This is a genomic window from Methylobacterium isbiliense (assembly GCF_022179325.1).
GTDB classification, from domain to species: domain Bacteria; phylum Pseudomonadota; class Alphaproteobacteria; order Rhizobiales; family Beijerinckiaceae; genus Methylobacterium; species Methylobacterium isbiliense.
In genome coordinates this window covers 1-24,202 of the sequence record NZ_BPQQ01000015.1, presented here as the reverse complement: position 1 = coordinate 24,202, position 24,202 = coordinate 1, and the positions used below count along the sequence as shown (strand labels likewise).

Annotated in this window: 22 protein-coding genes; 10 read left to right on the top strand and 12 right to left on the bottom strand. The window is 72.4% G+C overall.

Going from position 1 to position 24,202, the window contains the following annotated elements:
- Nucleotides 1-16 precede the first annotated feature (16 nt).
- From MFF61_RS06415 to MFF61_RS06405, 3 genes are all read left to right on the top strand, one after another.
- Nucleotides 17-622 carry a glutathione S-transferase family protein gene (locus MFF61_RS06415; protein WP_238234247.1) on the top strand — a complete coding sequence of 202 codons (606 nt, stop codon included), beginning with the start codon at nucleotides 17-19 and terminating at the stop codon, nucleotides 620-622.
- A 101-nt stretch (nucleotides 623-723) separates the two neighbouring features.
- A complete protein-coding gene (locus MFF61_RS06410; protein WP_238234246.1) occupies nucleotides 724-918 on the top strand; it encodes a hypothetical protein in 195 nt (64 codons plus the stop codon).
- 188 nt (nucleotides 919-1,106) lie between these two features.
- Nucleotides 1,107-1,994 (top strand): DUF3313 domain-containing protein, encoded by an 888-nt coding sequence (locus MFF61_RS06405; protein WP_238234245.1) that lies wholly within the window; start codon nucleotides 1,107-1,109, stop codon nucleotides 1,992-1,994.
- Nucleotides 1,995-2,021: 27 nt separating this feature from the next.
- Here MFF61_RS06405 and MFF61_RS06400 read toward each other — a convergent pair whose 3' ends face one another.
- From MFF61_RS06400 to MFF61_RS06395, 3 genes are all read right to left on the bottom strand, one after another.
- A complete protein-coding gene (locus MFF61_RS06400; RefSeq protein WP_238234279.1) occupies nucleotides 2,022-2,318 on the bottom strand; it encodes a DUF2269 family protein in 297 nt (98 codons plus the stop codon).
- Nucleotides 2,319-2,466: 148 nt separating this feature from the next.
- Nucleotides 2,467-2,592 carry a hypothetical protein gene (locus MFF61_RS33830; protein ID WP_283205975.1) on the bottom strand — a complete coding sequence of 42 codons (126 nt, stop codon included), beginning with the start codon at nucleotides 2,590-2,592 and terminating at the stop codon, nucleotides 2,467-2,469.
- Between the two features lie 239 nt (nucleotides 2,593-2,831).
- A complete protein-coding gene (locus tag MFF61_RS06395) occupies nucleotides 2,832-4,007 on the bottom strand; it encodes an amidinotransferase (protein ID WP_238234244.1) in 1,176 nt (391 codons plus the stop codon).
- Between the two features lie 303 nt (nucleotides 4,008-4,310).
- Here MFF61_RS06395 and MFF61_RS06390 point away from each other — a divergent pair, with 303 nt between their 5' ends.
- The 5 genes from MFF61_RS06390 to hpnK all read left to right on the top strand — a co-directional run bounded on the left by MFF61_RS06390 (nucleotide 4,311) and on the right by hpnK (nucleotide 9,783).
- A complete protein-coding gene (locus MFF61_RS06390; RefSeq protein WP_238234243.1) occupies nucleotides 4,311-5,423 on the top strand; it encodes a flippase-like domain-containing protein in 1,113 nt (370 codons plus the stop codon).
- A 4-nt stretch (nucleotides 5,424-5,427) separates the two neighbouring features.
- Nucleotides 5,428-6,117, top strand: a complete 690-nt coding sequence (locus MFF61_RS06385; RefSeq protein ID WP_238234242.1) for a Tgt2/MlaC family protein — start codon at nucleotides 5,428-5,430, stop codon at nucleotides 6,115-6,117.
- 66 nt (nucleotides 6,118-6,183) lie between these two features.
- The gene (gene hpnI / locus MFF61_RS06380; protein WP_238234241.1) at nucleotides 6,184-7,374 is read left to right on the top strand and encodes a bacteriohopanetetrol glucosamine biosynthesis glycosyltransferase HpnI; all 1,191 of its coding nucleotides are present in this window, start codon (nucleotides 6,184-6,186) and stop codon (nucleotides 7,372-7,374) included.
- Between the two features lie 43 nt (nucleotides 7,375-7,417).
- Nucleotides 7,418-8,851, top strand: a complete 1,434-nt coding sequence (gene hpnJ, locus MFF61_RS06375; protein ID WP_238234240.1) for a hopanoid biosynthesis associated radical SAM protein HpnJ — start codon at nucleotides 7,418-7,420, stop codon at nucleotides 8,849-8,851.
- A 77-nt stretch (nucleotides 8,852-8,928) separates the two neighbouring features.
- Nucleotides 8,929-9,783: a hopanoid biosynthesis-associated protein HpnK gene (gene hpnK / locus MFF61_RS06370; RefSeq protein WP_238234239.1), complete on the top strand. Its 855-nt coding sequence runs from the start codon at nucleotides 8,929-8,931 to the stop codon at nucleotides 9,781-9,783.
- 165 nt (nucleotides 9,784-9,948) lie between these two features.
- Here hpnK and hpnN read toward each other — a convergent pair whose 3' ends face one another.
- Nucleotides 9,949-12,597, bottom strand: a complete 2,649-nt coding sequence (gene hpnN / locus MFF61_RS06365; protein ID WP_238234238.1) for a hopanoid transporter HpnN — start codon at nucleotides 12,595-12,597, stop codon at nucleotides 9,949-9,951.
- A 443-nt stretch (nucleotides 12,598-13,040) separates the two neighbouring features.
- Here hpnN and ispH point away from each other — a divergent pair, with 443 nt between their 5' ends.
- Entirely contained in the window at nucleotides 13,041-14,033 is a 993-nt protein-coding gene (ispH, locus tag MFF61_RS06360; RefSeq protein WP_238234237.1) for a 4-hydroxy-3-methylbut-2-enyl diphosphate reductase, read from the top strand.
- A 90-nt stretch (nucleotides 14,034-14,123) separates the two neighbouring features.
- Nucleotides 14,124-15,278 (top strand): adenosyl-hopene transferase HpnH, encoded by a 1,155-nt coding sequence (hpnH, locus tag MFF61_RS06355; protein ID WP_238234236.1) that lies wholly within the window; start codon nucleotides 14,124-14,126, stop codon nucleotides 15,276-15,278.
- Here the strand turns inward: hpnH and MFF61_RS06350 are convergent.
- The 8 genes from MFF61_RS06350 to MFF61_RS06315 form a co-directional block, all read right to left on the bottom strand.
- Nucleotides 15,201-15,941, bottom strand: a complete 741-nt coding sequence (locus MFF61_RS06350; RefSeq protein WP_238234235.1) for a phosphorylase — start codon at nucleotides 15,939-15,941, stop codon at nucleotides 15,201-15,203. The two genes, hpnH and MFF61_RS06350, sit on opposite strands and share 78 nt — an antisense overlap.
- 176 nt (nucleotides 15,942-16,117) lie before the next feature.
- Nucleotides 16,118-17,149 carry a TIGR03885 family FMN-dependent LLM class oxidoreductase gene (locus tag MFF61_RS06345; RefSeq protein WP_238234234.1) on the bottom strand — a complete coding sequence of 344 codons (1,032 nt, stop codon included), beginning with the start codon at nucleotides 17,147-17,149 and terminating at the stop codon, nucleotides 16,118-16,120.
- A gap of 71 nt (nucleotides 17,150-17,220) precedes the next feature.
- Nucleotides 17,221-19,239, bottom strand: a complete 2,019-nt coding sequence (shc, locus tag MFF61_RS06340; RefSeq protein ID WP_238234233.1) for a squalene--hopene cyclase — start codon at nucleotides 19,237-19,239, stop codon at nucleotides 17,221-17,223.
- Between the two features lie 96 nt (nucleotides 19,240-19,335).
- Nucleotides 19,336-20,613, bottom strand: a complete 1,278-nt coding sequence (hpnE, locus tag MFF61_RS06335) for a hydroxysqualene dehydroxylase HpnE (RefSeq protein WP_238234232.1) — start codon at nucleotides 20,611-20,613, stop codon at nucleotides 19,336-19,338.
- A complete protein-coding gene (gene hpnD / locus MFF61_RS06330; RefSeq protein WP_238234231.1) occupies nucleotides 20,613-21,458 on the bottom strand; it encodes a presqualene diphosphate synthase HpnD in 846 nt (281 codons plus the stop codon). The genes hpnE and hpnD overlap by 1 nt, the downstream gene beginning before the upstream one ends.
- Complete coding sequence (hpnC, locus tag MFF61_RS06325) at nucleotides 21,455-22,339, bottom strand: squalene synthase HpnC (RefSeq protein WP_238234230.1); 885 nt, start codon at nucleotides 22,337-22,339, stop codon at nucleotides 21,455-21,457. Before hpnC ends, hpnD begins: the two co-directional genes overlap by 4 nt.
- A gap of 53 nt (nucleotides 22,340-22,392) precedes the next feature.
- Complete coding sequence (hpnA, locus tag MFF61_RS06320) at nucleotides 22,393-23,430, bottom strand: hopanoid-associated sugar epimerase (protein WP_238234278.1); 1,038 nt, start codon at nucleotides 23,428-23,430, stop codon at nucleotides 22,393-22,395.
- A gap of 127 nt (nucleotides 23,431-23,557) precedes the next feature.
- Nucleotides 23,558-24,202, bottom strand: a 645-nt coding sequence (locus MFF61_RS06315; protein WP_283205974.1) for a transketolase C-terminal domain-containing protein, incomplete at its 5' end; no start/stop codon positions are given.

The following is a 24,202-nucleotide window of genomic DNA, read 5'->3' as shown; positions in this document are numbered from 1 at the left end:
CGCCCCGGAGACCCCCATGAAGCTCTTCCACTCCCAGACCTCGCCGTTCGTGCGCAAGGTGATGGTGACGGCCCTCGAACTCGGCCTCGCCGGCCGGCTGGAGCGGTTGCCGGCCGCCGCCCACCCGGTGAACCGCGACGCGGCGATCGTGGCGCAGAACCCGCTCGGGCAGGTCCCGACCCTGCTCCTCGACGACGGCACCGTGCTGGCCGACAGCCGGGTGATCTGCGAGTACCTCGACCATCTCGGGCAGGGCGGGCTGTTTCCGCCGGCCGGTCCCGCCCGCTGGGCGGCGCTCGCCGCGCAATCGACCGGGGACGGTCTGCTCGATGCGGCGCTGCTCGTCGTCTACGAGACCCGGGTGCGGGCCGAGTCCGAGCGCTCTGCGGCCTGGGTGGCGGGCCAGCACGCCAAGATCGAGAGCGCGCTGCAGCGGATCGAGGCGGCCGCCCCCGGCTTCGGCAGCCGGCTCGACATCGGCACCATCACGTATGCCTGCGCGCTCGGCTACCTCGACCTGCGCTTCGCCGACCTCGACTGGCGCGCCCGCTTCCCCGCCGCCGCGGCGTGGTTCGAGGGCTTCGACGTGCGTCCCTCGATGCAGGCGACGAAGCCGGCCTGAGGGCAGCGGGGGCACTCATCCTTTGCCGGCGGAAGCCTCCGGCCGTCGCTGGCGCGGCCCTTGCACGGCCCTTCTCGGATCCCTCGTCCGGGCCCAGAGCCATGAACGATTTCGTCGCGCTCCTCCTCGCCGCCCTCGCCGCCTGCCTCGGCTTCATGGGGCTCGGCCTCATCGTCCGCCTCGCCGTGCAGTTCGATCTCGGCTCGCGCTACCTCGGGGAGGGCAGCTTCCTGCAGGTCGCGCTGGCGCTCGGGATCGGGCTCGCGGCGTGGCGCCGGGCGACGCGCACGGCCTGACCGCCCGGCCGGGGCCGCACCCCGCCCCGATGTGGCTGAATCGTAACAGCGCGGGCCGAAGCGGCCCGCCGGGAGCCGGCGCGCTTCTCCGGCCGGGCCCGAACGGCTAGGCTTGCCGCGTCGCGTCCGCCTGCGGACCCGCGGCACCTCGTGGGACGGGCCTGTCCCTCATCCAGGAAAGCGAGCGAATGCGGAAGGTGCGCAAGGCCGTCCTGAAGGCGCGGGCCGTCCAGTTCGGGGCCGCGGCCGCCCTCCTGGCCAGCGCCGGGTGCGGGACGCCGAGGCTGACCGAGGCGGGCCTGATCTCCCGCTACGACCGCCTGCAGGCGAGCGAGACCACCGCCTCCAAGTCGCGGCTCTTCGTCGACCGGGCGGCGCTCGCGGGCGCACGCACCGTGCGCATCATCCCCACGGCCTTCAGCGAGGTGGTGTCGGGGCCCGGCCTGACGCCGGTCGAGCGGCGGGTCATCGCCAACGCGGCGGACCGCGCGCTCTGCTACGAACTCTCCCTGCGCTACGACGTGGTCTCGTCCGGGCCGGCGGACCTCACGGTGCGCTCGGCGGTCACCCGCGTCGGCCTCAGCAACGTGCCGGCGCAGGGTGCCACCATCGGCGCCTCCGCGGCGATCTCCATCGCCGCCCAGGTGGGCGTCGGCTTCGCCGACACCGTCGGCAAGGTCCCGGTCCCGCGCCTGCCGATCGGGCTCGGCGACCTGACCGTGGAGGCCGAGGCGCTGGATGCGCGCCGCCAGCAGCGCGCCGCCATCGTCTGGGCCGGCGCGGCCAATTCCTTCACCAACCAAGCCCGGTTCTCGGTCGCATCCGACGCCTACGACCTCGCGGGCGATTTCGGCCAGGATTTCGGCTATCTCCTCGCCACCGGCGAGGATCCGTTCCAGGCCGAGCTGACCATCCCGACCTACGACCGCGTCCGCGTCACGGTGCTGGGCGAGATGCCCCGCGACCCGGATTGCCAAGCCTTCGGCCGCGCGCCCGGGATCGACGGCATCATCGGCGATTCCCTCGGCCTGCCGCCGGACTGGACCGACAAGGGCCCGCCCGCCGGCCGGCCGTAACGGGCGCGTCGCCGGCCGCTGCGGCCCTCAGACGGGACGGAGCGGCTGGCCTCCTGAGTTGGCCATGAGCCGGAGGATCGCCGGCATCGCCGCGATGGCCGGCCAGCCGCAGGCGAACCAGATCCGGAACAGCCGCTCGTCGGCGGGCCGCAACGGCTGTCCTTGGGCCGCGGCGGTTCGCGCCAGGCCGCCGGGCCGGATCCCCACCACCGGCGGCCGGGACAGGCCGACGAGGCCGCGGAGCCCGGCCGAGCGAAGGATCCAGCTGTGGGTGAGCGGCCGGCCGACCCGACGAGGCCGTAGCCGGGGAAGGGCGAGCGGCACGCAGGCGACCGTCCGCAGCACGGCGCGGCCGCCACAGGCGGTCGACACCGGCACCAAGCCCGGCCGAGGTGGTCCAGTCGAGGTCCAGGCTGGCCAGCACCGCGTCGGCCTGGGCTTTTGCGCGCATGAAGGCGGTTCGCGCGTCGGGTCAGGCGTCGACCGCAAAGTCCTGCACGGCCTCGTAAATCGCGACCTCCAGGCAGGCCCGGACCAGCGCCCGCACGGCGCGCAGGTCGTCGCACGGGCCGTCCTGCAGCATGCCGGCGCCGTTCACGACCGGGTCGCAGCCGGCGATCGCCGGGTGCCACGCGTCGGTACCGCCGAGGGCGGCGACGTCGCCGCCCGATCCAGGTCGTCTCGGGATAGCGGCGCCGCGCCGATGACGCGCCCGAGGGCGTGCGCGGCGTGGCCCGCCGCGACCAGGCGCGGCAGCACGGCCGAGCATCGGGCGGCGGCCTTCGGATCACGGCCGGAAATCCCCGGACGCGGCGGAGCGCCGCGTCCGGGCCTCGCTCAGAAGTACGACTTCAGCGTGCCGCGCCGGCGCACGTCGAGGGTGGCGCAGTGGAACGAGCCGCCGAACGGGCCGTAGGACAGGAACGGCGTCGGAATCGGGTCGAAGCCCCAATCCTTCAGCGCCTTGATCAGCGTCGGCTGGCTCGAATCGACCACGATCTTCTTCTCGTCGATGGCGAGCACGTTGATCGAGGTCCAGGGCGAGCACATCGAGATCTTGCTCATGAAGCCCTCGACCGGGTCGGGGCGGGGCGCGATCAGCACGTCCCAGGTCTTGAGCACGCTGGGCAGCTTCTCGACGTCGATGTAGTCCGGGTTGACCAGCACCTTCCCGGGGGCGAGCGGCATGAACGAGGAATCGATGTGCATCGGCTGCGGGCAGCGGCTCTCGATCTCGTGGATGCGGAAGCCGAAGCCGAGGTGGCGGCGCAGCCACTCGATGCCCATCAGGTTCGTCACGTTGGAGCGGGTCACGAACAGGTCGCGGCCGCAGCGCACGAAGTCGGCCGCGTCGAAGACCGGCTCGAACTCGTTGACCGTGAACTGCATCGGTTCGCCGGCCTTCAGGTTCGGCACCCGGTAATCGTAGTTGTAGAGCTCGTCGGTGAGCTGCGGCCGCGGCGCCGAGGTCCAGCGGGCGCCCGCCCGGAAGTACTCCTTGAACAGCGAGCGGTAGGCATCGCCCTCGAAGTAGCGCGAGCGCCAGCACATCGGGCTCTCGATGATCTCGTCGCCGATCACGAGGTAGGGGTCGCGCGGGCAGGCGACGCAGAAGCCGCGGGAGGACCAGCGCGGCGCCTTGAACTTCCGCGAGAAGTCGATCGAGTCCGGACGGCGGATCGTCACGCCCTCGCCGGCCAGGATCTTGATGAAGCCGTCCAGCTCCTGCTGGGCGAGCTTCTTCATGAACTTCGGGTACCGCCAGCCCGAGGCGAAGCGGTAGAACGGCTGGGCGGCCCGCGGCAGGTTGAAGATGACCGTGAGGTGGTGCGTCGGGATGGTCGCACCGTCGAGCGAGCCGACGATGACCTCCTCCAGCGGATCCCACTCGTTCCAGGCCATCACGGGCGACTGGGGCTGAGGCGGGCGGGCCGTGCCGGCGCTCAGGATCTCGCGGCCGGCGGCCTCGTCGAGCACCTCGTGCCCGCTGTCGATGGTCGTGTCCCGGTCCATACCTGTCATCCCCCTTGCGGCCGTTGCAAATCGGCCGCTGTCGGGCGCGCCCGCGGCCCGGCGGTTTTCGCCGGCAGGCGGGAAAAATCGCGCATTGCCAATAACTTGGGGCGATCTGTGACGATCTCGGTCGAACCGCCCGCACGTCTGGTTTACCCAGCACTGTGTCCGGGCGGTGATAGACAAGGCGTGGCGGAGCTGCAACGTCCGGCCCAGGGGCGCCGATGCTTTGCACCGCACCCGTTGCACGAATAGCGCGCCTGTTCGGGTGGCGGTGCCGGCTATCGCGACAGAAAGAGGACCATGAAGCATCTCACCACACTGGCCCTGGTCGTGGGCCTGTGCACCGTGGTCGGCCTGTTCGTGTCGTCGGGACCGGAGGCGGTGGCCGCCGCCGCCTGGGCCGCCGGCTGGGGCGTGGCGCTCGTCATCCTGGCCCGGTTCGTCGCCGTGGCCTGGGCGGGCCTCGGCTGGTGGGTGGTCTTCCCCGCCGCGACCCGGCCGTCCCTGCGGGCCTGCATCGACGTGCGCTTCGTGCGCGAGGGCGTGAACACGCTCCTGCCGGTGGCGCAGGTCGGCGGCGACCTCATCGGCGCGCGCCTCCTGACGCAGCGGGGCGTCGCGGGCGGCCTGTCGGGCGCCGGCATGTTCGTCGACCTGATGGTGCAGGCCGCCACGCAGTTCCTGTTCACGGTGCTCGGGCTCGCCATCCTGGTGAGGCTCGGGGGCGACGGGCCGATCGTGCACACCGTGGCGGCCGGGCTCGCGGTCGCGGCGCCGGCGCTCGGGGCCTTCTATCTCGTGCAGCGGCGCTCCGGGCACCGCCTCGTCCAGACGGTGCTGCGGCGCTTCGCGGGCGGGCGCGAGTGGCAGGCGCTCGGCGCCGTCGAGGTGCTGTACGACAACCTGCGCGGCCTTTACGGCCGCCCGCGGCGCATCCTCTCGGCCGGCCTCGTGCACATGATCGGCTGGATCATCGGCGCCCTGGAGGTCTGGGTCGTCCTGCGCTTCATGGGCTACGACATCGGCTTCGCGGAGGCGGTGGTGATCGAGAGCCTCGCGCAGGCGGTGCGGGGGGCGGCCTTCGCGGTTCCGGGCGCGCTCGGCGCCCAGGAGGGGGGGCTGATCGCGCTCTGCGCGGTGTTCGGCGTGCCCGCCGAGGCGGCGCTCGCCCTCTCCCTCGTCAAGCGTCTCGCCGACCTCGCGGTCGGGCTGCCGAGCCTGCTGCTCTGGCACGCCCTCGAAGCGCAGGGGGCGGCCGCGGCCCCGGCCCCCGGGTCCGCGCCGGCACCGGGCGCCGGCCTCGGTTCGTCGCTGCGGGCCGTTCTCGGTCCCGCGCGCCTCGATCCGGCCCCGGCCTACGGTTACGCGGGCGCGGCCGGCCGCCCGGCCGGCGACGCAACCAGGGGAGAATGAGCCAGTGCCGAATCGACGCGAGATCCTGCGCGCGGGCCTCGTCGCGGCCGGCCTTGCGGCCATCAGCGTGGGCCTGAGTCCCGCCATCGGCCCGGCCTTTGCGGCCGAGGACGCGGCCGTGGCCTCGGTCAAGCGCATGACCGAGGCCTTCCAGGAGGCGCTCAAGCGCCCCGACGTGCCCGGGCGGGTCGAGGTGCTGTCCGGACCGATGGCGCAGGCCTTCGACCTGCCGGCGATGCTGCGCCTCGCGGTGGGCACACGCTGGAAGGACATCCCGGCGGCCAAGCAGGCGGCCCTGGTCGAGGCGTTCGGCCCCTACCTCACCGCCACCTACGCCACCCGGCTGAGCGCCGCGACGGGCGGGCGCTTCACCGTCCAGCCCAAGAGCGAGCCGCGCGGCAGCGGTCGGCTGGTGCGCAGCACCGTCACGGAGGCGAGCGGGGACGAGTCGCCCGTCGACTACGTCACCAACGCCGAGGGCCGGATCACCGACGTCTACCTCCAGGGCACGGTGAGCGAGGCGGGGACGCTGCGCACGAATTTCGGCGACCAGCTCAAGTCCGGCGGTCCCGACGGCCTGCTCGACTTCCTGCGCAAGTCTACCGCCACGATGCTGGCGGCGACGCCGCCCCCGGCGCCGCCAGTCCCACCCGCCGGCGCCCCCGACAAGCCCGCGGCCGACGCCAAGCCCTGACGGGCTCTGGCGTCTCCCGCCCTCTCTCCCGCCGCCCCTGCGGGCCGGCACGCCCTCGGAACACCCATGGAATCCTTCTGGATCTCGACCCTGTTCCTCAGCCTCGCGGTCGCGGGCTGCCTCTACGCGCTCGCCGCCGCGTGGCTCGCCGGGCGCCTCGCGCGCCGTCCCGGCCCCGTGCCGGCGCCGGGCGCGCCCCGGCCGTCCGTGACCCTGATGAAGCCGCTCTGCGGGGCGGAGCCGAACCTCTACGAGAACCTCACCACCTTCTGCCGCCAGGATTATGCCGGCCCGGTCCAGGTGCTCTTCGGCGTCCAGACCGCCGCCGACCCGGCGATCGCCGTGGTCGAGCGCCTGCGGGCGGAGCACCCCCGGCTGCGCATCGACCTCGTGGTGGATGCCCGCCAGCACGGCGCGAACCGCAAGGTCTCGAACCTCATCAACATGGCGGGCCTGATCGACAACGAGATCGTGGTGCTGGCCGACAGCGACATGGTGGTCGCCCCCGACTACCTGGAGCGGCTGGTGGCCGAACTCGGCCAGCCCGGCATCGCGGCCGTCACCTGCCTGTATCACGGGGTGCCGGCCTCCAGGACCGCCTGGGCGCAGCTCTCGGGCCTCGCCATCGACACGCAGTTCCTGCCCAACGTGCTGATCGGCACGGCGCTCGGCCTCGCCGAGCCCTGCTTCGGCTCGACCATCGCGTTCCGCACCGAAGCCCTGCGGGCGATCGGCGGCTTCGAGGCGGTGCGGGACGACCTCGCGGACGATTACGCGCTCGGCGCGGCGCTGGTGCGGGCGGGGCAGGGCGGGCGCATCGCCATCCCGAACTTCACCATCGGGCATACCTGCGTCGACACCTCGCTCGCCGAGCTGTGGCGGCACGAGACGCGCTGGAACCGCACCATCCGCAACCTCGACCCGGCGGGCTACGCCGGCACCCTGGTCACCCACGCCTTCCCGCTGGCGCTGATCGGCGCGCTCGTGCCCGATTCGAGCCCGCAGGGGATGATGGTGGCCGCCCTGGCGCTCGCCTGCCGGATCATCCTGTGCTGGCGCGTCGAGCGGGCCTTCGGCCTCCTCCCGCACGCCTACTGGCTGTTGCCGATTCGCGACATGCTGTCCTTCGCCGGCTTCGTCTGGTGCTTCGTCTCCGGGGCCGTGACTTGGAAAGGTCACGATTATCGCGTCGTAGCTGACGGCACGCTCATTCCGGAGCCGGGCCTCGCGCGGGAATCCGGCGCTCCCACGGCCTGACCTCGCCGCGCTCCCGCGGCCCCATCTTCGAGAGACGAACCCGATGCGGACCCTCTTCCTCCAGGCTCCCACCTTCGACGGCTTCGACGGCGGCGCGGGCTCGCGCTACCAGGCCAAGCGCGAGATCAAGTCGTTCTGGTATCCGACCTGGCTCGCGCAGCCGGCCGCGCTGGTCGAGAACTCCAAGCTCATCGACGCGCCGCCCCACAACCTGAAGCTCGCCGATGTCGCCGCCCAGGCGAAGGATTTCGACCTCGTGGTGCTGCACACCTCGGTGCCGTCCTTCAGGCAGGACGTGGCGACCGTGGAGGCGCTGAAGGCCGCCAACCCCAACCTCAAGGCCGGCCTCATCGGCGCCAAGGTGGCGGTGGACGCGCAGGGCTCCCTCGACAAGGCCCCGGCCATCGACTTCGTGGCCCGCAACGAGTTCGACTTCACCTGCAAGGAGGTCGCGGACGGGCGCGACCTCTCTCAGATCAAGGGCCTGTCCTACCGCAACGCGTCGGGCGTCATCGTGCACAACGAGGACCGGCCGGTGATGATGGACATGGACCAGCTGCCCTTCGTCACGAGCGTCTACAAGCGCGACCTCGAGATGGAGAAGTACTTCATCGGCTACCTCAAGCACCCCTACATCTCGTTCTATTCGGGCCGGGGCTGCAAGTCGCGCTGCACCTTCTGCCTCTGGCCGCAGACGGTGGGCGGGCACACCTACCGCACGCGCTCGGTCGGGCACGTGATCGAGGAGATCAAGTACTGCCTGAAGGCGTTCCCGCAGACGAAGGAGTTCTTCTTCGACGACGACACCTTCACGGACAACCTGCCCCGCGCCGAGGAGATCGCCCGCGAACTCGGCAAGCTCGGCGTGACGTGGTCGTGCAACGCCAAGGCCAACGTGCCGCGCGAGACCCTGAAGGTGCTGCGCGACAACGGCCTGCGCCTGCTGCTGGTCGGCTACGAGTCGGGCAACCAGCAGATCCTGCACAACATCAAGAAGGGCATGCGGGTCGAGGTGGCGGAGAAGTTCACCAAGGACTGCCACGAGCTCGGCATCGCCATCCACGGCACCTTCATCCTCGGCCTGCCGGGCGAGTCGAAGGAGACCATCCAGGAGACGATCAAGTTCGCGACCCGGATCAACCCGCACACCATCCAGGTCTCGCTCGCGGCGCCCTATCCGGGCACCTTCCTGTACAAGCAGGCGGTCGAGAACGGCTGGCTCGACGCGGCGAACGCCGAACTCGTCGACGAGAACGGGGTGCAGATCGCGCCGCTGCACTACCCGCACCTGTCGCACACCGAGATCTTCAACTCGGTGGAAGAGTTCTACAAGAAGTTCTACTTCCGCGCGCCGAAGATCGCCTCGATCGTCGGCGAGATGGTGCGCTCGCCCGAGATGATGAAGCGCCGCCTGCGCGAGGGCGTGGAGTTCTGGCACTTCCTGAAGGACCGTCAGGCCGGCGCCAAGGCCGCCTGAGCGGCCTGCAACGGACAGCGCGGGCGCCCCTCTCCCGGATGGGAGAGGGGTTCCGTCGCGGCGACCGCACTCACGCGATGACCCCAGCCGCCAAGCGCCTCGTCGTCACCTCGGACGATTTCGGCCTCAGCCGACAGGTCAACGAGGCGGTGGAGCAGGCGCACCGTCACGGCATCCTCTCGGCCGCGAGCCTGATGGTGGCAGCCCCCGCCGCGGCCGACGCGGTGGCGCGGGCGCGCCGCATGCCCTCGCTGCGGGTGGGGCTCCACCTCGTCATGGTCGAGGCGTGGCCGTGCCTCGCGCCCGCCGACCTGCCCGACCTCGTGGACCGGGACGGGCTGCTGCGGCGCGACATGGGCCGGCTCGGCCTCGACCTCGCCCTGAAGCCCGCCGCCCGGCGCCAGCTCGCCGCCGAGATCCGGGCGCAGTTCGAGGCCTACCGGGCGACGGGGCTGCCCCTCGACCACGTCAACGCGCACAAGCACTTCCACGTCCATCCGGTGATCGCCGGGCTGGTGCTGGCCATCGGCCGGGACTACGGGATGCGGTCCCTGCGCGTGCCGCGCGAGGACCGGGCCGTGCTGCGGCGGGCGGAGCCCGGGCCGCCGCTCGGCCTCGCCCTCGACACCGCACCCTGGGCGGCGCTGCTACGGCTGCGGGCGCGCCGGGCCGGGCTCTCCACACCCGACGGCGTGCTCGGCCTCGCGTGGTCGGGACGGATGAGCCCGGCCCGGGTCCAGGCCCTGCTGCGGCACCTGCCGGACGGGCTGACCGAACTCTACACCCACCCGGCGACCGCAGGCGGCTTCCCGGGCGAGGCGCCCGGCTACGCCTACGCGGAGGAACTCGCGGCCCTCGTCGCCCCCGAGAGCCGGGCGGCGCTGCGGGAGTCGGGCGCGGCGCTCGGCGGGTTCTCGGATTTTTCGGGCTAAGCAGATTTCGCAAAAGTGGTCGCCGGCTTTGCGATCAAAATCTGCGACGAAACAAGAACCTAAGCGGACGAAGCGTTGGCTTGCCAACGCAAGTCTGCTTAGGCCCCCTTCCGGGGCGGGCGAGGAGCCCGGCAGAGGCGCCGTCGGCGGGCCGGTGGCCGGGCGCTACACGAAGCGCCGGGCCACCGCCTCTTCGGGCTCGCGCCGCGGGGCCGGCGCCCGGGCGGGCGCCTCCTTCTCCTTGGCCTTCGGCGGCGGGCCGAGGAAGGCCGGGACGATGAAGAAGGCGGCCACCAGGGTGAAGAACAGCGACAGGGCCAGGAGCTTGCCCATGCTGGCGGTGCCCGGATGGCTCGACAGCACGAGCGAGCCGAAGGCGGTGCCGGTGGTGAGCGCGGAGAAGAAGATCGCCCGCGTCAGGCTGGAGGCCAGCATGTCGGCGACGCCGGCCCGCCACGCGATCACGTAGTAGATGTGGAACGCCACGCCGACCGCCAGCATCAGGGGCATCGCGATGATGTTGGCGAAGTTGAGCGGCATGCCGATGAGGTAGAGCGCCTCCAGCGTCCACAGGGTGGCGAGCACCAGCGGCCCGAGCGCCATCGCGACGTCCCAGGGCCGGCGCAGGGCCACCGACAGAATCACGAAGATCGACGCGAGGGCGAGCAAAGCCGCCTCCACGAAGGCGCCCAGGATGGTGCGGCTCGACCGCGTGGTGGCGATCGGCGCGCCGGTGGCGTGGGGCGCCACGCTGAGCACCTGCTTGGCGAAGCGGCGCAGCACGGTGTTGTCGTTCGAATCGCCTTTCGGCTGCACTTCGAGCCGGGCGCGCCCGTCCTTGGCGATCCACTCGGAGCGCAGGGCCGCGGGCAGGGTCTCGATGGTGATCCGCTCCGGCGAGAGCAGGCTGCGCAGGCGCGCGAGCAGGCCCTTGAGGTCCGGCACCACGGCGGCCGCGGCGGCCGCGCGCACCGGCGGCTCGGCCGCGGCGAGGCGGTCGAGGGTGTCGGTGAAGGCCAGGAGCTCCTTCTGGGGCGCGGTCTCGCCGGTGCCGGCGATGCCGCGCAGCGCGCCGGAGGCCGACTTCATCGCCGCCACCACCTCGCGGTCGCTCGGAGGCGGCGCCACCCGCGGCGGGTTCAGGACCGAGCCGAGCACGCCGGCCGCATCCTCGATCGTCGCGAGCTTCTGGTCTTGGTCGGGCGGCACGAAGGTGTTGATGTCGATGACCCGGGCGACGATGGGCAGCTCGCGCAGCTTCTCGGCCATCGGCGCCACGGCGTCGCGGTTGGGCACCAGCACGTCGATGGTGTTGGGGCTCGTCTGCGGGTCCTTGGCGAGGTCGAGATAGGTCGCGACCGATTCCACCTTCGGGCTGCGCAGGTGCATCGGGTTCGAGTCGAAGGGCAGGTAGTAGAGGAGCGGGAGCCCTGCGACCGTGATGAGGCCGGTGAGCACCAGCACGAGCTTGCGGTTGTGGATGATCCAGTGGTCGACCTTGGCCAGCGCGGCGGTGCCGACCTCCTCCTTCTCCCCCGGCGGCTTCATCACGGCGATGAGCGCGGGCAGAAGCGTGAGCGAGAACAGGAAGGCCACAATCATGCCGACGCCGGCGATCAGCCCGAGTTCGGACACGCCGCGGAAGTCGGTGGGCAGGAACGAGAAGAAGCCGGCGAGCAGCGACACCGCCGCGAGCGTCAGCGACCAGCCCACCCCGTGGGCGGCCGAGCGGATCGCCTTGCCGAGGTCGGGCTGCGTGAAGCGGTCGGCCCGGTAGCGCACCGCGAACTGGATGCCGAAATCGATGCCGAGCCCCACGAACAGGGCCGCGAAGGCGACCGAGATCGGGTTCAGCTCCCGCACCATCAGGAGACCGAGCGCCGCGGTGACGATCAGCCCCGCGAAGGTCGTGATCATCACGGCGATCACGAGGCTCGCCGAGCGCAGCGCCAGCCACAGGAACAGCACGATCGCCCCGACCGTGACCGCATTGTTGAGGAGCGCGTCGTCCGAGAGCGTGGCGAACTCGTCGTCGGCGACCGCCACCTGCCCGGTGAGGCGCAGCCGCACCCCGTTCTCCGGCGTCAGCTTCAGGTCGCGGGCGAGGTCGCGGATCAGCTGGGTCGCCTTGGCGCCCGGCTGCAACTCGTCGAAGTCGAGCACCGGCTGGGTGATGACGAAGCGGCGCAGGTCGCTCGTCTCGGCCTTGCCCCCCGAGAGCAGGAGCTGCCAGGAGAGCCGCGCCGGCTCGCCCTTCAGCACCTTGTCGAAGGTGTCCTTGAACTGGCCGATCGGCCCGGTGAGGTCCTCGATCTTGGCCTGCCCGCCCTTCACGCCCTGGGCGCCCATGCCGAGCGCCTGCATGATGCCGCGCAGCGACGGGTCGGCGGCGAGCGGCCCGAGCAGGCCCTGCTGCTGGATCAGCCGTTCGGTGGTCTGCTCCAGCTCCTTCTGCGGCATCAGCAGGAGCCCGTTCTTGTCGTAGAACGGGCCGCCGTCCGGCCGGTAGACGGTCGTGATTCGGTCCTTGTGCTTGGAGAGCGCCTCGGCGAGCCGGCCGGCGGCCTCGTCGGCCTGCTCGGGCGTGCGGGCATCGATCACCGCCACCAGCAGGTTGCTGCGCTGGGGGAAGGCCTTCTCGAACTGGATCTCGTCCTGGCGCCAGCCGACATCCGGGGCGATCAGCCGCTCCACATCGGTGTTGATGCGGAACAGATGCGCCGCCGTCAGCGCGCTGGCGAGGGTGAGCGCCAGCGCCGTCGCGAGGACGAGCCAGCGCTGGCGGACGGAAAGCGCGACGAGCCGTTCGATCACGATGCGAAGCCTGCCTTTGCTCAGCCTGCCTGAGCGGGAAGACGCGGGCGGTGCCCTGCCTTCCTGCCGGGATCTCGTTGATTCCGCATCACCGTCGCCCGCAGGACCGCTCTGCGGAATGATGCCGGGGCGGGTGCCCGAGGGCTTGGCCCAAGAGCGTGGCCCGAGAGCCTGCCCGCGCGTCGGTCCGGAACACTGGCGCGCTAAGTAGTGGTCCGAAGGGGGGATTGCAACGCATTGACTCGGAACGGTTCCGGACGGCGCCGGGATCGGGCGCGGGTGCCGGTGCGCACCGGCCTCGCCAAGCGTCGCTTTTACTCGCGCGCGAACACCGTCATAAGACACTCGGATGGCGCCCTCCGGCCGGCCCGCCGGGACGGAGCGGGGCGACATCGGCCGGTTCGGGCGGCCCGAGCCGCCTCGCGCGGCGTCCGCCGCGCCGCATGGGGAACGACGCGCGGGGATCGACGGTGGTGGGGGACCCCGAACAGAATGCCGTCAGGCTCGTGCTGGCCCAGCCGCGGGGCTTCTGCGCCGGGGTGGTCCGGGCGATCGAGACCGTCGAGCAGGCGCTCGCCCAGGCGGAGAGCGCGGGCGGGAGGCCGGTCTACGTGCGCCACGAGATCGTGCATAACGGGCGCGTCGTGGCCGACCTGAAGGCCAGGGGCGCGCACTTCGTCGAGACCCTTGAGGCCGTTCCGGACGGCGCGCTGACCATCTTCTCGGCCCACGGTGTGCCGCGCCGCGTGGAGGCGCAGGCGCGGGCGCGCGGGCTGCCGATCGTCGACGCCACCTGTCCGCTCGTCGCCAAGGTGCACGCCCATGCCCGCGCCTACGTGGCGCAGGGGCGCACGCTGGTGCTGATCGGGCATGCCGGCCACGTCGAGGTGGAGGGCACGCTCGGCCAGGTCGACGGCCCGGTCCACCTCGTGGGCAGCCTCGCGGATATCGACCGCCTCGACCTGCCCGCCGGTACGCCGCTCGCCTACGTCACCCAGACGACGCTCAGCGTCGACGACACCCGCGGCCTCATCGCGGCGCTCAGGGCGCGCTTCCCCGACACGGTCGGGCCGGAGACCCGCGACATCTGCTACGCCACCCAGAACCGGCAGGTCGCCGTGCGGGCGCTCGCGGCGGTCGCGGACCTGATCCTCGTCGTGGGCGCGCGCAATTCCTCGAACTGCAACCGCCTGCGCGAGATCGCCGCCGAGGCGGGCCGCCCGAGCCACCTCGTCGAGGGGGAGGCGGATCTCGACGGCATCGCGCTCGGGACGGCGCGGACCATCGGCCTGACGGCCGGGGCCTCCACGCCCGAGGTGCAGGTGCGAGAGGTGATTGCTGCGCTGCAGCGTCGCACCCCATTGGCCATCTCGGTGCTGGACGGCGTGGAGGAGCGGGTTAGCTTCGCCTTGCCGTCGAGTTTGGGCAACAGTTAGATTCGTTCGAACCTAGGTCGCTGGAATTTCGCCGCTTTTCGCGCTAATGAGCCGACCGGATTCCTGCACGCGAGCAAAGGAGCCTTGATCTTGGGCATCCCTCTACGGTACGTCGCGAAGATCGGCGGCTACATTCTCAAGCAGCACCTCACGGGGCGCAAGCGTTATCCCCTCGTGATGATGATGGAGCCGCTGTTCCGCTGCAATCTGGCCTGCGCCGGCTGCGGCAAGATCGACTATCCGGACGAGATCCTCAACAAGCGCCTGCCGGTCGACGAAGCACTGGAGTCGGTCCGCGAGTGCGGCGCCCCCGTCGTCGTCATCGCGGGCGGCGAACCGTTGCTGCACAAGGACCTGCCGCAGATCGTGCAGGGCATCATCGCGCAGAAGAAATTCGCCATCGTCTGCACCAATGCGCTGCTGCTCGAGAAGAAGATCTCGCAGTACAAGCCGAGCCCGTACTTCACTTGGTCGATTCATCTCGATGGCGACAAGGAGATGCACGACAAGTCGGTGTGCCAGCGCGGCGTCTACGACAAGGCGGTGGCGGCGATCAAGAAGGCGAAGGATCTCGGCTTCCGGGTCACGATCAACTGCACCTTCTTCAACAACTCCGAGCCCGCGAAGATCGCCGACTTCTTCGACAGCGTGACCCGGATGGGCATCGACGGCATCACCGTCTCCCCGGGCTACGCCTACGAGCGCGCGCCCGATCAGCAGCACTTCCTCAACCGCAAGGCCACGAAGGACCTCTTCCGCGGCGTCTTCCGCCTCGGCAAGGAGAAGGGCCGCGAGAAGTGGACCTTCCAGCAGTCCGGGCTGTTCCTCGACTTCCTGGCCGGCAACCAGAGCTACCATTGCACGCCCTGGGGCAACCCGACCCGGACGGTCTTCGGCTGGCAGAAGCCGTGCTACCTGCTCGGCGAGGGCTACGCCAAGACCTTCAAGGATCTGATGGAGACCACCGACTGGGACGCCTACGGCACCGGCAACTACGAGAAGTGCGCCGACTGCATGGTGCATTCGGGCTACGAGGCGTCCTCGGTGGTGGATTCGGTGCGCAAGCCCTGGAAGCCGCTGGTCTACGCCCTCAAGGGCATCAAGACCGAGGGTGAGATGGCGCCCGAGATCTCGCTGGAGAACCAGCGCCCGGCGGAGTTCGTCTTCTCACGCAACGTCGCGCAGAAGCTCTCCGAGATCCGGAACGCCGAGGCCGAAGCCAAGAAGCGCGCGACAGCGGCCTAGGGAGGCGAAGGCCGCCGAGGAATCGCGGGCGAGGCGCACCAGCCCGCCCACCTTGGCGGACCGGCGCGCCAGCGCCGACAGGACGGCGAGCAGGTCGGGCTCGCCGTTCGGCTTCAGGGCCTTGGCGATCGCGGCGGGCAGCGCCCGGTCGGCGGGGTCGCACACCACCCGCACGGCGCAGAACGGCAGGCCGTGCCCGTCCGCGAAGGCGGCGGCCACGTGCGATTCCATGTCGACGGCCGCCGCGCCCGTGGCGGCGTGGAGCGCCGCCTTGGCGTGGGGCGAGAGCACGGCCGCATCCACGCCCGCCAGATCCGCCCGCACCACCCGGAACGGACCATCGGCGAGGCGGTGCGCCAGCGCCGCCACCACGTCCGGGTGCGCGCCGCGCCGCCCGCCCGCCGTCACCACCCCGCTCGCCACCACCACGTCCCCGGGCACGAGCGCCGGATCGAGCCCGCCCGCGATCCCGATGCTCATCACCGCCCGGCAGCCGGGCGGGGTGCGCGCGCCCAGCACCTCCCGCAGCCGCGCCGGGTTGCCGCCCGCGCCCACGGTGGCCACCCCCGGGCCGGCGGCGAGCCGGGCCTCGCGGGCGAGCCCCGTCACGGCCAGAACGGGATGCGGTCCGGAGGGGCCGGCGGTGTCCTCGACGACGATCATGCTGGCGGCCTGTCTGGAGGGCAGGGGCGGGACGCAAGGCGTGCCGCATGCAGTCCTCATACCAGGGCGTGTATGGCCGCTCTGTGGCGGCTTGGCCACGACGAGCGGGGTTGGGTCGCGCGGGCGGGTGCCCGCCCTCCAGACCGCAGCTCCACCTCAGGGATACGGCGACCTGCCTATCCGGCCCGCGCCGCCGGCATCACGGCGGTGGGGTCGAAATCCGCGGCCGGCGCCTTGCGCGCCCGCAGGGCCGGCAGCACGCGCTCGCCGAACAGGTCGATGAAGGCGGGCTGACTGCCGCCGACCTGATGCAGGTCGATGCTGTCGAAGCCCAGCGCCGCGCAGGCGGCGATGCGGTCGATGATCGCCGGGAGATCGCCGGAGACGAGCACCTGCGCGTGCATGTCCTCGGGGCGCACGAAGCGGGCGGCGGCCTCGAACTCCGCCGGGCCGCGCAGCTCCCAGGCGGCCGGGCTGCCGATCTGGTTGAAGCGCCATTGCGCGTGCGCCTGGTGCAGGGCCTCGTCGGGGTCGGGGGCGTAGCTGAGATCGAACTTCAGGAAGATCGGCTTGTCGGCCCCGCCGTTCTCCCGGAAGGCCTCGACGATGCGCGCTAGCGCGTCCGGCCGGCAGCCCACGGTCAGCAGGCCGTCCGCCCAGGTGCCGAGCCACGCCGCGGTCTCGGGCGTGGTGGCGGCGCCCACGAGGCGGGTGGGGGTCTCCGGGCGCGACCAGACCTTCGCCTCGACGGCCGAGACGCGGCCCCGGTGCGTCACGGTCTCGCCCGCCAGCAGGGCCCGCATGATCTCGGCCCCTTCGCGCAGGCGCGCGTTGCGCTCGGCCTTGTCGGGCCAGGGCAGGCCGGTGACGTGCTCGTTCATCGCCTGCCCGCTGCCGAGCGCCACCCAGGGCAGGCGGCCGGGATACATCTGGCCGAGCGTCGCCACGGCTTGGGCCAGCACCGCCGGCTGATAGCGCCAGCCGCCCGGCACGGTGATGATCCCGAAGGTCAGGCGCTGCGTCGCCTGGAGGGCGGCGCCGAGCCACGCCCAGGCGAAGCCCGACTGCCCCTGCGCCGACGACCAGGGCTGGAGATGGTCGGAGGAGAAGGCCGCGTCGAAGCCGGCCTGTTCGGCGCGCTGCACGAAGCCGAGCAGATCGCGCGGCGCGACCTGCTCGTGCGAGGCGTGGTAGCTGTAGAGCGTCATCGAGGCATCCTGCGCCGGCGCCCTTCCAATGCCCGGCGCGCGCGCAAGGCACGTGCGGCAGGATGTCCGGCCTACATGCCGACCGCGACGCGCCGGCTGTTGCCCCGCTGCAGGTTGCGGTAGCGCGCCATCGCCCAGAGCGGGAAGAACTTCGCGTAGCCGTGGTAGCGCAGGTAGAACACCCGCGGGAACCCGGTCGCGGTGTAGCGGTCCTCCGCCCACAGCCCGTCCGGCCCCTGCGTGCGGGCGAGGTAGTTGATGCCCCGCTCCACCGCCGGGTTGTCGGCCTCGCCCGCCGCCATGAGGGCGATCAGCGCCCAGGCGGTCTGCGAGGCGGTGCTCGGCGCCCGCTCGTAGCCGCGGTAGTCGAGCGCGTAGCTCGCCGCGTCCTCGCCCCAGCCGCCGTCCGGGTTCTGGATCCCGGTGAGCCAGCCCACCGCCCGCCGCACCGGCTCGGAGGCCGGGTCGACCCCGGCCGCGTTGAGGGCGCAGAGCGCCGACCACGTGCCGTAGATGTAGTTCATGCCCCAGCGGCCGTACCAGCTGCCGTCCGGCTCTTGGTCGGCGAGCAGGTAGGCGATGCCGCGGGCGAGCGCCGGGCTCGTCTCCGCGGTCTCGCCGAGCTGCGCCAGCATCGAGACGCAGCGCGCCGTCACGTCGGCGGTGGGTGGATCGAGCAGCGCGCCGTGGTCGGAGAACGGGATGTAGTTGAGGTAGTGGTAGGTGTTGTCGGCGTCGAAGGCCGCCCAGCCGCCGTCGCGGCTCTGCAGCCCCTCGACCCACTCGCGCGCCCGGGCGATCGACTGGTCGTAATCGGGCGCGCCCGCGCCCTTCCGGGGCTCGCCCCGCGCCTGGGCGCGGTCCATCGCCATCACCACCACGGCGGTGTCGTCGAGGTCCGGGTAATGCGGGTTGGCGTACTGGAAGGCCCAGCCGCCCGGCCGCACGTCCGGCTTGGCGGCCGCCCAGTCGCCCTTGACGTCGAGCACCTGCAGGGGCTTGAGCCAGTCGAGGGCGCGCTTGGCGTGCCGCTCGGCCTCCGGGCCGCCGGCCTCCATCAGGGCGTGGGCGGCGAGCGCCGTGTCCCAGACCGGGGACAGGCAGGGCTGCACGTAGGCCTCGTGCTCCTTGACGGTGACGAGCTTCTCCACCGCCGAGCGGGCCGTGGCCACCAGGGGATGATCCTCGGGATAGCCTAGCGCCTCGTACATCAGCACCGAGTTCGTCATCGCCGGGAAGATGGCGCCGAGGCCGTCCTCACCGTTCAGGCGCTCGCTCACGAAGGCCACCGCCTTGTCGATGGCGCGCGCGCGCGAGCCCGCCGGGAAGGCGCCCTCGACCTTCTGGAGCACCGCGTCGATGGCGGCGAAGACCGGCCGCCACGGCGAGGCCTCCTGCGGGCCGGCCGGCCAGCGCTTCACCTGCTCGGGCGGCTCCACGAACAGCTCCTGCATGCCGATCCCGCGCGGGTTCCTCGCCCGCGGCTTCTTGGCCTGCAGCACGAACAGCGGCACCATCACGGTGCGGGCCCAGTAGGACACCTTGTCGAGGTGGAACGGGAACCACCGCGGCAGCAGCATGACCTCGACCGGCATCACCGGCACGGCGGTCCAGGGCACCTCGCCGTAGAGCGCGAGCAGGGTGCGGGTGAAGACGTTGGCGTGCGCCGCGCCGCCCCGGCTCAGGATGGCGTCGCGGGCGCGGCGCATGTGCGGCGCCTCGACCGAGTCGCCGATCATCTTGAGGGCGAAGTACGCCTTGACGCTGGCGCTCATGTCGAAGGGCCCCTCGTGGACGAGGGACCAGCCGTCATGGGCGTCGCTCTGCGTGCGGCGCAGGTAGTTGGCGATCTTGGCTTCCAGCTCCGCCGGCGGGATCGAGGCGCGGAAGTGATGGTAGAGGATGTACTCGGACGGGATGGTCGCGTCGGCCTCCAGCTCGAAGCACCAGTGGCCGTCGGGCTGGACGAGCTTCTGCAGGCCCCGCGCGGCGAGCGACACGCGCCGCTCGACATCCTCCAGAGTGATGCCCTGCGTGCTCATGCGGTGCAGCGTCTCGACCTTGCCCACTTTCGTCCCACCTTCCTTCATCCGGGCGGCCCGCTGCGCCGCCGCTGCGTCCCCTGATTCGCGGCGATGCAAAAATCGCCGCACCGCCCAAGCTGTTCCCTCCGCGCGGGCGGCCCGTCAAGCGGCTCCGCGCAGGGCTGCCTTGTCCTCCACGACGACCGAGGCCGCCGTCGCGCCGGACCGGATCGCGCCCTCGATGGTCGAGGGCAAGCCCGTCGCGGTCCAATCTCCCGCAAGTGCGAGATTGGCGAGGTGCGTGCGCGCACCCGGGCGACGCGCGGCCTCCTGCGGCGTCGCCGCGAAGGTGGCGCGCTTCTCCTTGACGATCTGCCAACGCGGCAGCGGCGCGCCCTCCTGCCCGGTGAGGCGGGCGACCTCGCCCCAGATTGTTTGGGCGAGATCCTCGCGGGGCACGTCGAGCAGCCGGTCGGCGCCGCTGATGGTCACTGAGAGCCGGTCCGGATAGGCGAACAGCCACTCGGTCACTCCGCCGACCACGCCCAGGAGCAGGGGGGTGCCCGGCGGCGGCGCCACCGCGAAATGCGCGTTGACGATCGAGCGGTGCGCCTGCGGCACGGCGAGGCCCGGGATCAGGTCGGCGGCGACCCAGGCGGGCAGCGCCAGGACGACGGCGTCGTCCGGCCCGAGGGTCTCGGGGGCGTCGCCGAAGTCGAGCCGCGCGACGGCGGAGCCCGTGCGGTCGAGGGCGCGCAGGCGGCGGCCGAAGCGGATATCCGCGCCCCGCTGCGCGAGGTGGCGCAGGGCCGGATCCACGAAGGCGGCCGAGAGCCCCGCCACCGCCACGAGCGGCCGGCAGGCGCGGCCGCCCGCGCCCAGCGTCTCGCGCAGGATCGCGGCGGCGAGGCCCGCATCGCTCTCGCGCGGCTCGGTGTTGAGGGCGGCGAGCAGCACCGGGTGCCAGAGCCGCTCCCACAGCAGGCCCTCGCAGGCCATGCTCTCGCCGATGGTGGCGGCGCGCCCGCCCGCCCGGAAGAGGCCGAGCGGGGCGAGGTAGTCGCGGGCGCGGCTGCCGGGCACGCGGCGGCGGGCATCGAGCACCCACCAGGGCAGCCGGCCGGCATTGGGCCGCAGGGTCCAGCGCTCGCCGGTGTCGAGATCCGCGAACGGGAAGGCGGCCTCCGCCGGCCCGGTCAGCGCGTCCGCCGGGGCGCCGACGGCGGCGAGGAAGTCGAGGGCGTCGCGGTTGCCCGAGAGCAGCAGGTGGTTGCCGTTGTCGATGGTGAGCCCGAGCGCGGGGTCGAAGTAGGAGCGGCAGCGCCCGCCCGCCTGCTTGGCGGCCTCGTGCACGATCACGCGCCGTCCGGCCTCGACGAGGCGCACCGCCGCCGAGAGCCCCGCGAGGCCCGCTCCCACCACATGGACGGTTCCGGTCATCACACGATCCCGTGCCGCAGGAGGACGCCGGCGAGCTTCAGCTTGCCCGGCTTCACGCGCGCGCGGGGGGCGGCCCAGCCGCGCGCCAGGAGCCCGTCGAGGATCAGCCGGTAGGCCGCCGCCATGATCCGCGGCGCCTTGGTGGCCCGGCGGGGTGCAGCCGCGATGATCCGCCAGGAGGCGCGGTAATGCGCGTCCGCCTCCGCCGCCAGCGCCGCGCAGACCTCGCCGAGACGCGGGTGGCGCAGGGCCGCCTCGGGCGTCGGCCGGTCGAGGCCGATCCCGGCGAGCCGCTCGCGCGGCAGGTAGAGGCGCCCGCGCGCCGCGTCCTCGTCGATGTCGCGCAGGATGTTGGTGAGCTGCAGCGCCCGGCCGAGATGGTGGGCGAGCTCCCGGCCCGGCCCCTCGGCCATGCCGAAGATCCGCACCGACAGGCGCCCGACCGCGCTCGCGACCCGGTCGCAGTACAGGTCGAGAGTCGCGGCGTCGGGCGCGACGATATCGGCCTCGGCATCCATCGCCATGCCGTCGATGACCGCCTGGAAGTCCTCGCGCCGCAGGCCGTAGCGCCGCACCGGCTCCACGAGCGGCCGCGTGCGGGGCGGGGGATTCCCGGCATAGAGGGCGTCGATGTCGGCGCGCCAGCGGTCGAGTTCGGCCGCCCGCACCTCCCGGGCGCCGCCGTCGTCGGCGACGTCGTCGACCGCCCGGCAGAAGGCGTAGACCGCGTACATCGCGTCGCGCTGGGCGGCCGGCAGCAGCCGCATGGCCGCGTAGAAGGAGGAGCCCGCGGCGGGCAGGGCGGGCGCCTCGGCGGCGGGCGAGGGGGCGGCGAGCGCGGTCACGGCCGGGCTCCGCGGATGCGGGGGGCGTGGCGGCGCCGGAAGGGCCGGCGCGCGAGGCTGGCGCCCGCAGCGGCGAGCGCCGTCAGCGCGAAGGCGGCCTTGCCGTGGTGCACGGGCTCGCTCAGGGGGTCGCGGGCGGTCAGGCCGCGGGCGAGCAGCACCGCGAGGCGGTGGATCGCCGCGATCTCCATGGCGAGCCGGGTGTCCTCGATCAGGTCGGGCAGCGCCCGGCCCTCGTGCAGGAGGTCGAGGCAACGATGCGCCAGGGTGCCGATCACCGCACGCAGGGCCGGCGAGGCGCGCTCTGCCCCGAGTGCGGCGACCTCGACGCCGTGCGTGGCGAGCAGGTCGGCGGGCAGGTAGACCCGGTCGAGCTGGGCGTAGTCCTTCCCGCAATCCTGCAGGTGGTTGATGATCTGGAGCGCCGCGCAGATCGCGTCCGAGGCCGCCCAGGTCGCGGCCGGATCCTCGCCGTGCACGTCGAGGACGAAGCGCCCGACCGGCATCGCCGAGTAGCGGCAATAGTGCATCAGCTCATCGAAATCGGCGTAGCGGGACTTCCGGGCGTCCATCCGGAAGGCGTCGAGGAGCTCGAGGGCGTGGCGCGGCGCAAGCCCCCGCTCGGCCAGGGCCGCCTTGAGCGGGGCGGCCTCGGGATCGGCCGCGCCGGCCCCGGTCAGCGCGTCCGCGAGGCCGTCGAGGAGGGCGATCTTGCGCTCCGGGGTGAGGCCCGGGTTGTCGGCCACGTCGTCGCCCGCGCGCACGAAGGTGTAGAAGGCCAGGATCGGCCCGCGGTGGCGCGGATGGATCAGGTGCGACGCGACCGGAAAGTTCTCGTCGCGGTGCGACTTGCCGGAGCGCGCCTCGGTCGCGGTGGTCATGATGGGCGTCCCTTCAGGGCCGTGGTGCCGGCGTGCGTCGAGATCGGGCGCCGTCATCGCACGAACCCCGCCTGGCGGAACCACGTGACGGCATCCCGCAGGCCCTCGCGGTAGGGCCGCGCGGCGTAGCCGAGTTCGGCCCGTGCCTTGGCGTCGGAGAAGAACATCCGGTAGCGGGACATCCGGATCCCGTCGAGGGTGGCGAGCGGCGCCTTGCCGGTGACGCGGGCGGCAAGTTCCGAGATCACGGCCACCGGATAGACCGCCGCCCGGGGCAGGCGCAGCGTCGGCGCCCGGCGGCCCACGATCCCGGCGATGTCGGCGAGCATCTGCGACAGGAGCACGTTCTCGCCGCCCAGGATGTAGCGCTCGCCGATGCGCCCGCGCCGCAGCGCCAGCAGGTGGCCGGCCGCCACGTCGTCCACGTGGGCGAGGTTGAGCCCGGTATCGACGAAGGCCGGCATCTTCCCGTTCGCCGCCTCGACGATGATGCGTCCGGTCGGGGTCGGCTTCACGTCGCGGGGGCCGATCGGCGTCGAGGGATTGACGATCACGGCGGGCAGGCGCTCGCGCGCCACCATCTCCTCGACCACGCGCTCGGCCACGACCTTGCTGCGCTTGTAGGCGCCGATGGCGGTCTCGGGGGTGAGCGGGCGGGTCTCGTCGGCGGGCGTGCCGTCGTCGTGCGGCCGGATCGTCGCGACGCTCGATGTGTAGACGACCCGCTCCAGGCCCTCCTTGAGCGCCGCCTGCATCAGCACCCGGGTGCCGTCGCGGTTGGTGCGCACGATCTCCTCCGGGTCGGGTGCCCAGAGACGGTAATCGGCGGCGGCGTGCACGAGGTAGCGCATGCCCCGCATCGCCGCGGCGACGGCGGCGGGGTCGCGCATGTCGCCCTCGGCCACCTCGACGTCCGGCCATGTCAGGTTGGTGCGCGGGCTCGTCGCGCGCACGAGGATGCGCACCGGGAAGCCGGCAGCGCGGAAGACGTCGACCAGCGCCGGCCCGAGGAATCCGCTCGCGCCGGTGATCAGCACCGGGCCGACCTCCGGCCGGGCTTCAGACAGGGTGCGGTCCGACGCCTCGATCATGCTCACGGGGTTGTCCAGGATCACCGTCGCGCGGGCGACGAACAGGGATGGGCGGCGGGCGCAAGTGCCCGCCGCTTCTGCCATTCCGGAGCCTCAGCGGCAAGGCGGGCTCAGGCCCGCCCGCCGCTCAGGCGCGGCGCAGGTGGGTGCGCTTGGCCTGCTGCGCGGGGAGGAGGTCGCGGACGGTCTTGACGATGGCCGGCGCGTCCAGCCCCGCCTGCGCGTACATCCGCTCCGGCGTGTCGTGGTCCTGGTACGCGTCCGGCAGCGTCAGCGTCCGCACCCGCACGCTCCCCCCGTCCAGAGCGCCCCGCGCCGACAAAAGATGCAGCACCAGAGCCCCGAACCCTCCCGTCGAGCCCTCCTCCAGCGTCACCAGAACCTCGTGGCTCCCCGCAAGGTCCAGGAGCAGATCCTCGTCCAGCGGCTTGGCAAACCGCGCATCCGCCACCGTCACTCCGATCCCGTCCTCGCCCAGGCGCTCCGCCGCCTTCAGCGCCTCCGCCAGACGCGTGCCCAAGCTCACCAGCGCCACTCGCGCCCCCTCGGGCCGCCGCACCACCCGCCCGCGCCCGATCGCCAGCACCTCGCCCCGCTCCGGCAGCTCCACACCCACGCCCTCGCCCCGCGGGTAGCGGAACGCGATCGGCCCGGCATCGTGCGCGTGCGCCGTCGCCACCATGTGCACCAGCTCCGCCTCGTCGGCCGCCGCCATCACCACCATGTTCGGCAGGCAGCACAGATACGCCAGGTCGAACGCCCCCGCATGCGT

Bases quoted from the DNA above. Each gene is read 5' to 3' on its own strand.
- MFF61_RS06415 (WP_238234247.1), top strand. From the start codon at position 17: ATGAAGCTCTTCCACTCCCAGACCTCGCCGTTCGTGCGCAAGGTGATG.
- MFF61_RS06410 (WP_238234246.1), top strand. From the start codon at position 724: ATGAACGATTTCGTCGCGCTCCTCCTCGCCGCCCTCGCCGCCTGCCTC.
- MFF61_RS06405 (WP_238234245.1), top strand. From the start codon at position 1,107: ATGCGGAAGGTGCGCAAGGCCGTCCTGAAGGCGCGGGCCGTCCAGTTC.
- MFF61_RS06395 (WP_238234244.1), bottom strand. From the start codon at position 4,007: ATGGACCGGGACACGACCATCGACAGCGGGCACGAGGTGCTCGACGAG.
- MFF61_RS06390 (WP_238234243.1), top strand. From the start codon at position 4,311: ATGAAGCATCTCACCACACTGGCCCTGGTCGTGGGCCTGTGCACCGTG.
- hpnI (WP_238234241.1), top strand. From the start codon at position 6,184: ATGGAATCCTTCTGGATCTCGACCCTGTTCCTCAGCCTCGCGGTCGCG.
- hpnJ (WP_238234240.1), top strand. From the start codon at position 7,418: ATGCGGACCCTCTTCCTCCAGGCTCCCACCTTCGACGGCTTCGACGGC.
- hpnK (WP_238234239.1), top strand. From the start codon at position 8,929: ATGACCCCAGCCGCCAAGCGCCTCGTCGTCACCTCGGACGATTTCGGC.
- ispH (WP_238234237.1), top strand. From the start codon at position 13,041: ATGGGGAACGACGCGCGGGGATCGACGGTGGTGGGGGACCCCGAACAG.
- MFF61_RS06350 (WP_238234235.1), bottom strand. From the start codon at position 15,941: ATGATCGTCGTCGAGGACACCGCCGGCCCCTCCGGACCGCATCCCGTT.
- MFF61_RS06345 (WP_238234234.1), bottom strand. From the start codon at position 17,149: ATGACGCTCTACAGCTACCACGCCTCGCACGAGCAGGTCGCGCCGCGC.
- shc (WP_238234233.1), bottom strand. From the start codon at position 19,239: ATGAAGGAAGGTGGGACGAAAGTGGGCAAGGTCGAGACGCTGCACCGC.
- hpnE (WP_238234232.1), bottom strand. From the start codon at position 20,613: ATGACCGGAACCGTCCATGTGGTGGGAGCGGGCCTCGCGGGGCTCTCG.
- hpnC (WP_238234230.1), bottom strand. From the start codon at position 22,339: ATGACCACCGCGACCGAGGCGCGCTCCGGCAAGTCGCACCGCGACGAG.
- hpnA (WP_238234278.1), bottom strand. From the start codon at position 23,430: ATGATCGAGGCGTCGGACCGCACCCTGTCTGAAGCCCGGCCGGAGGTC.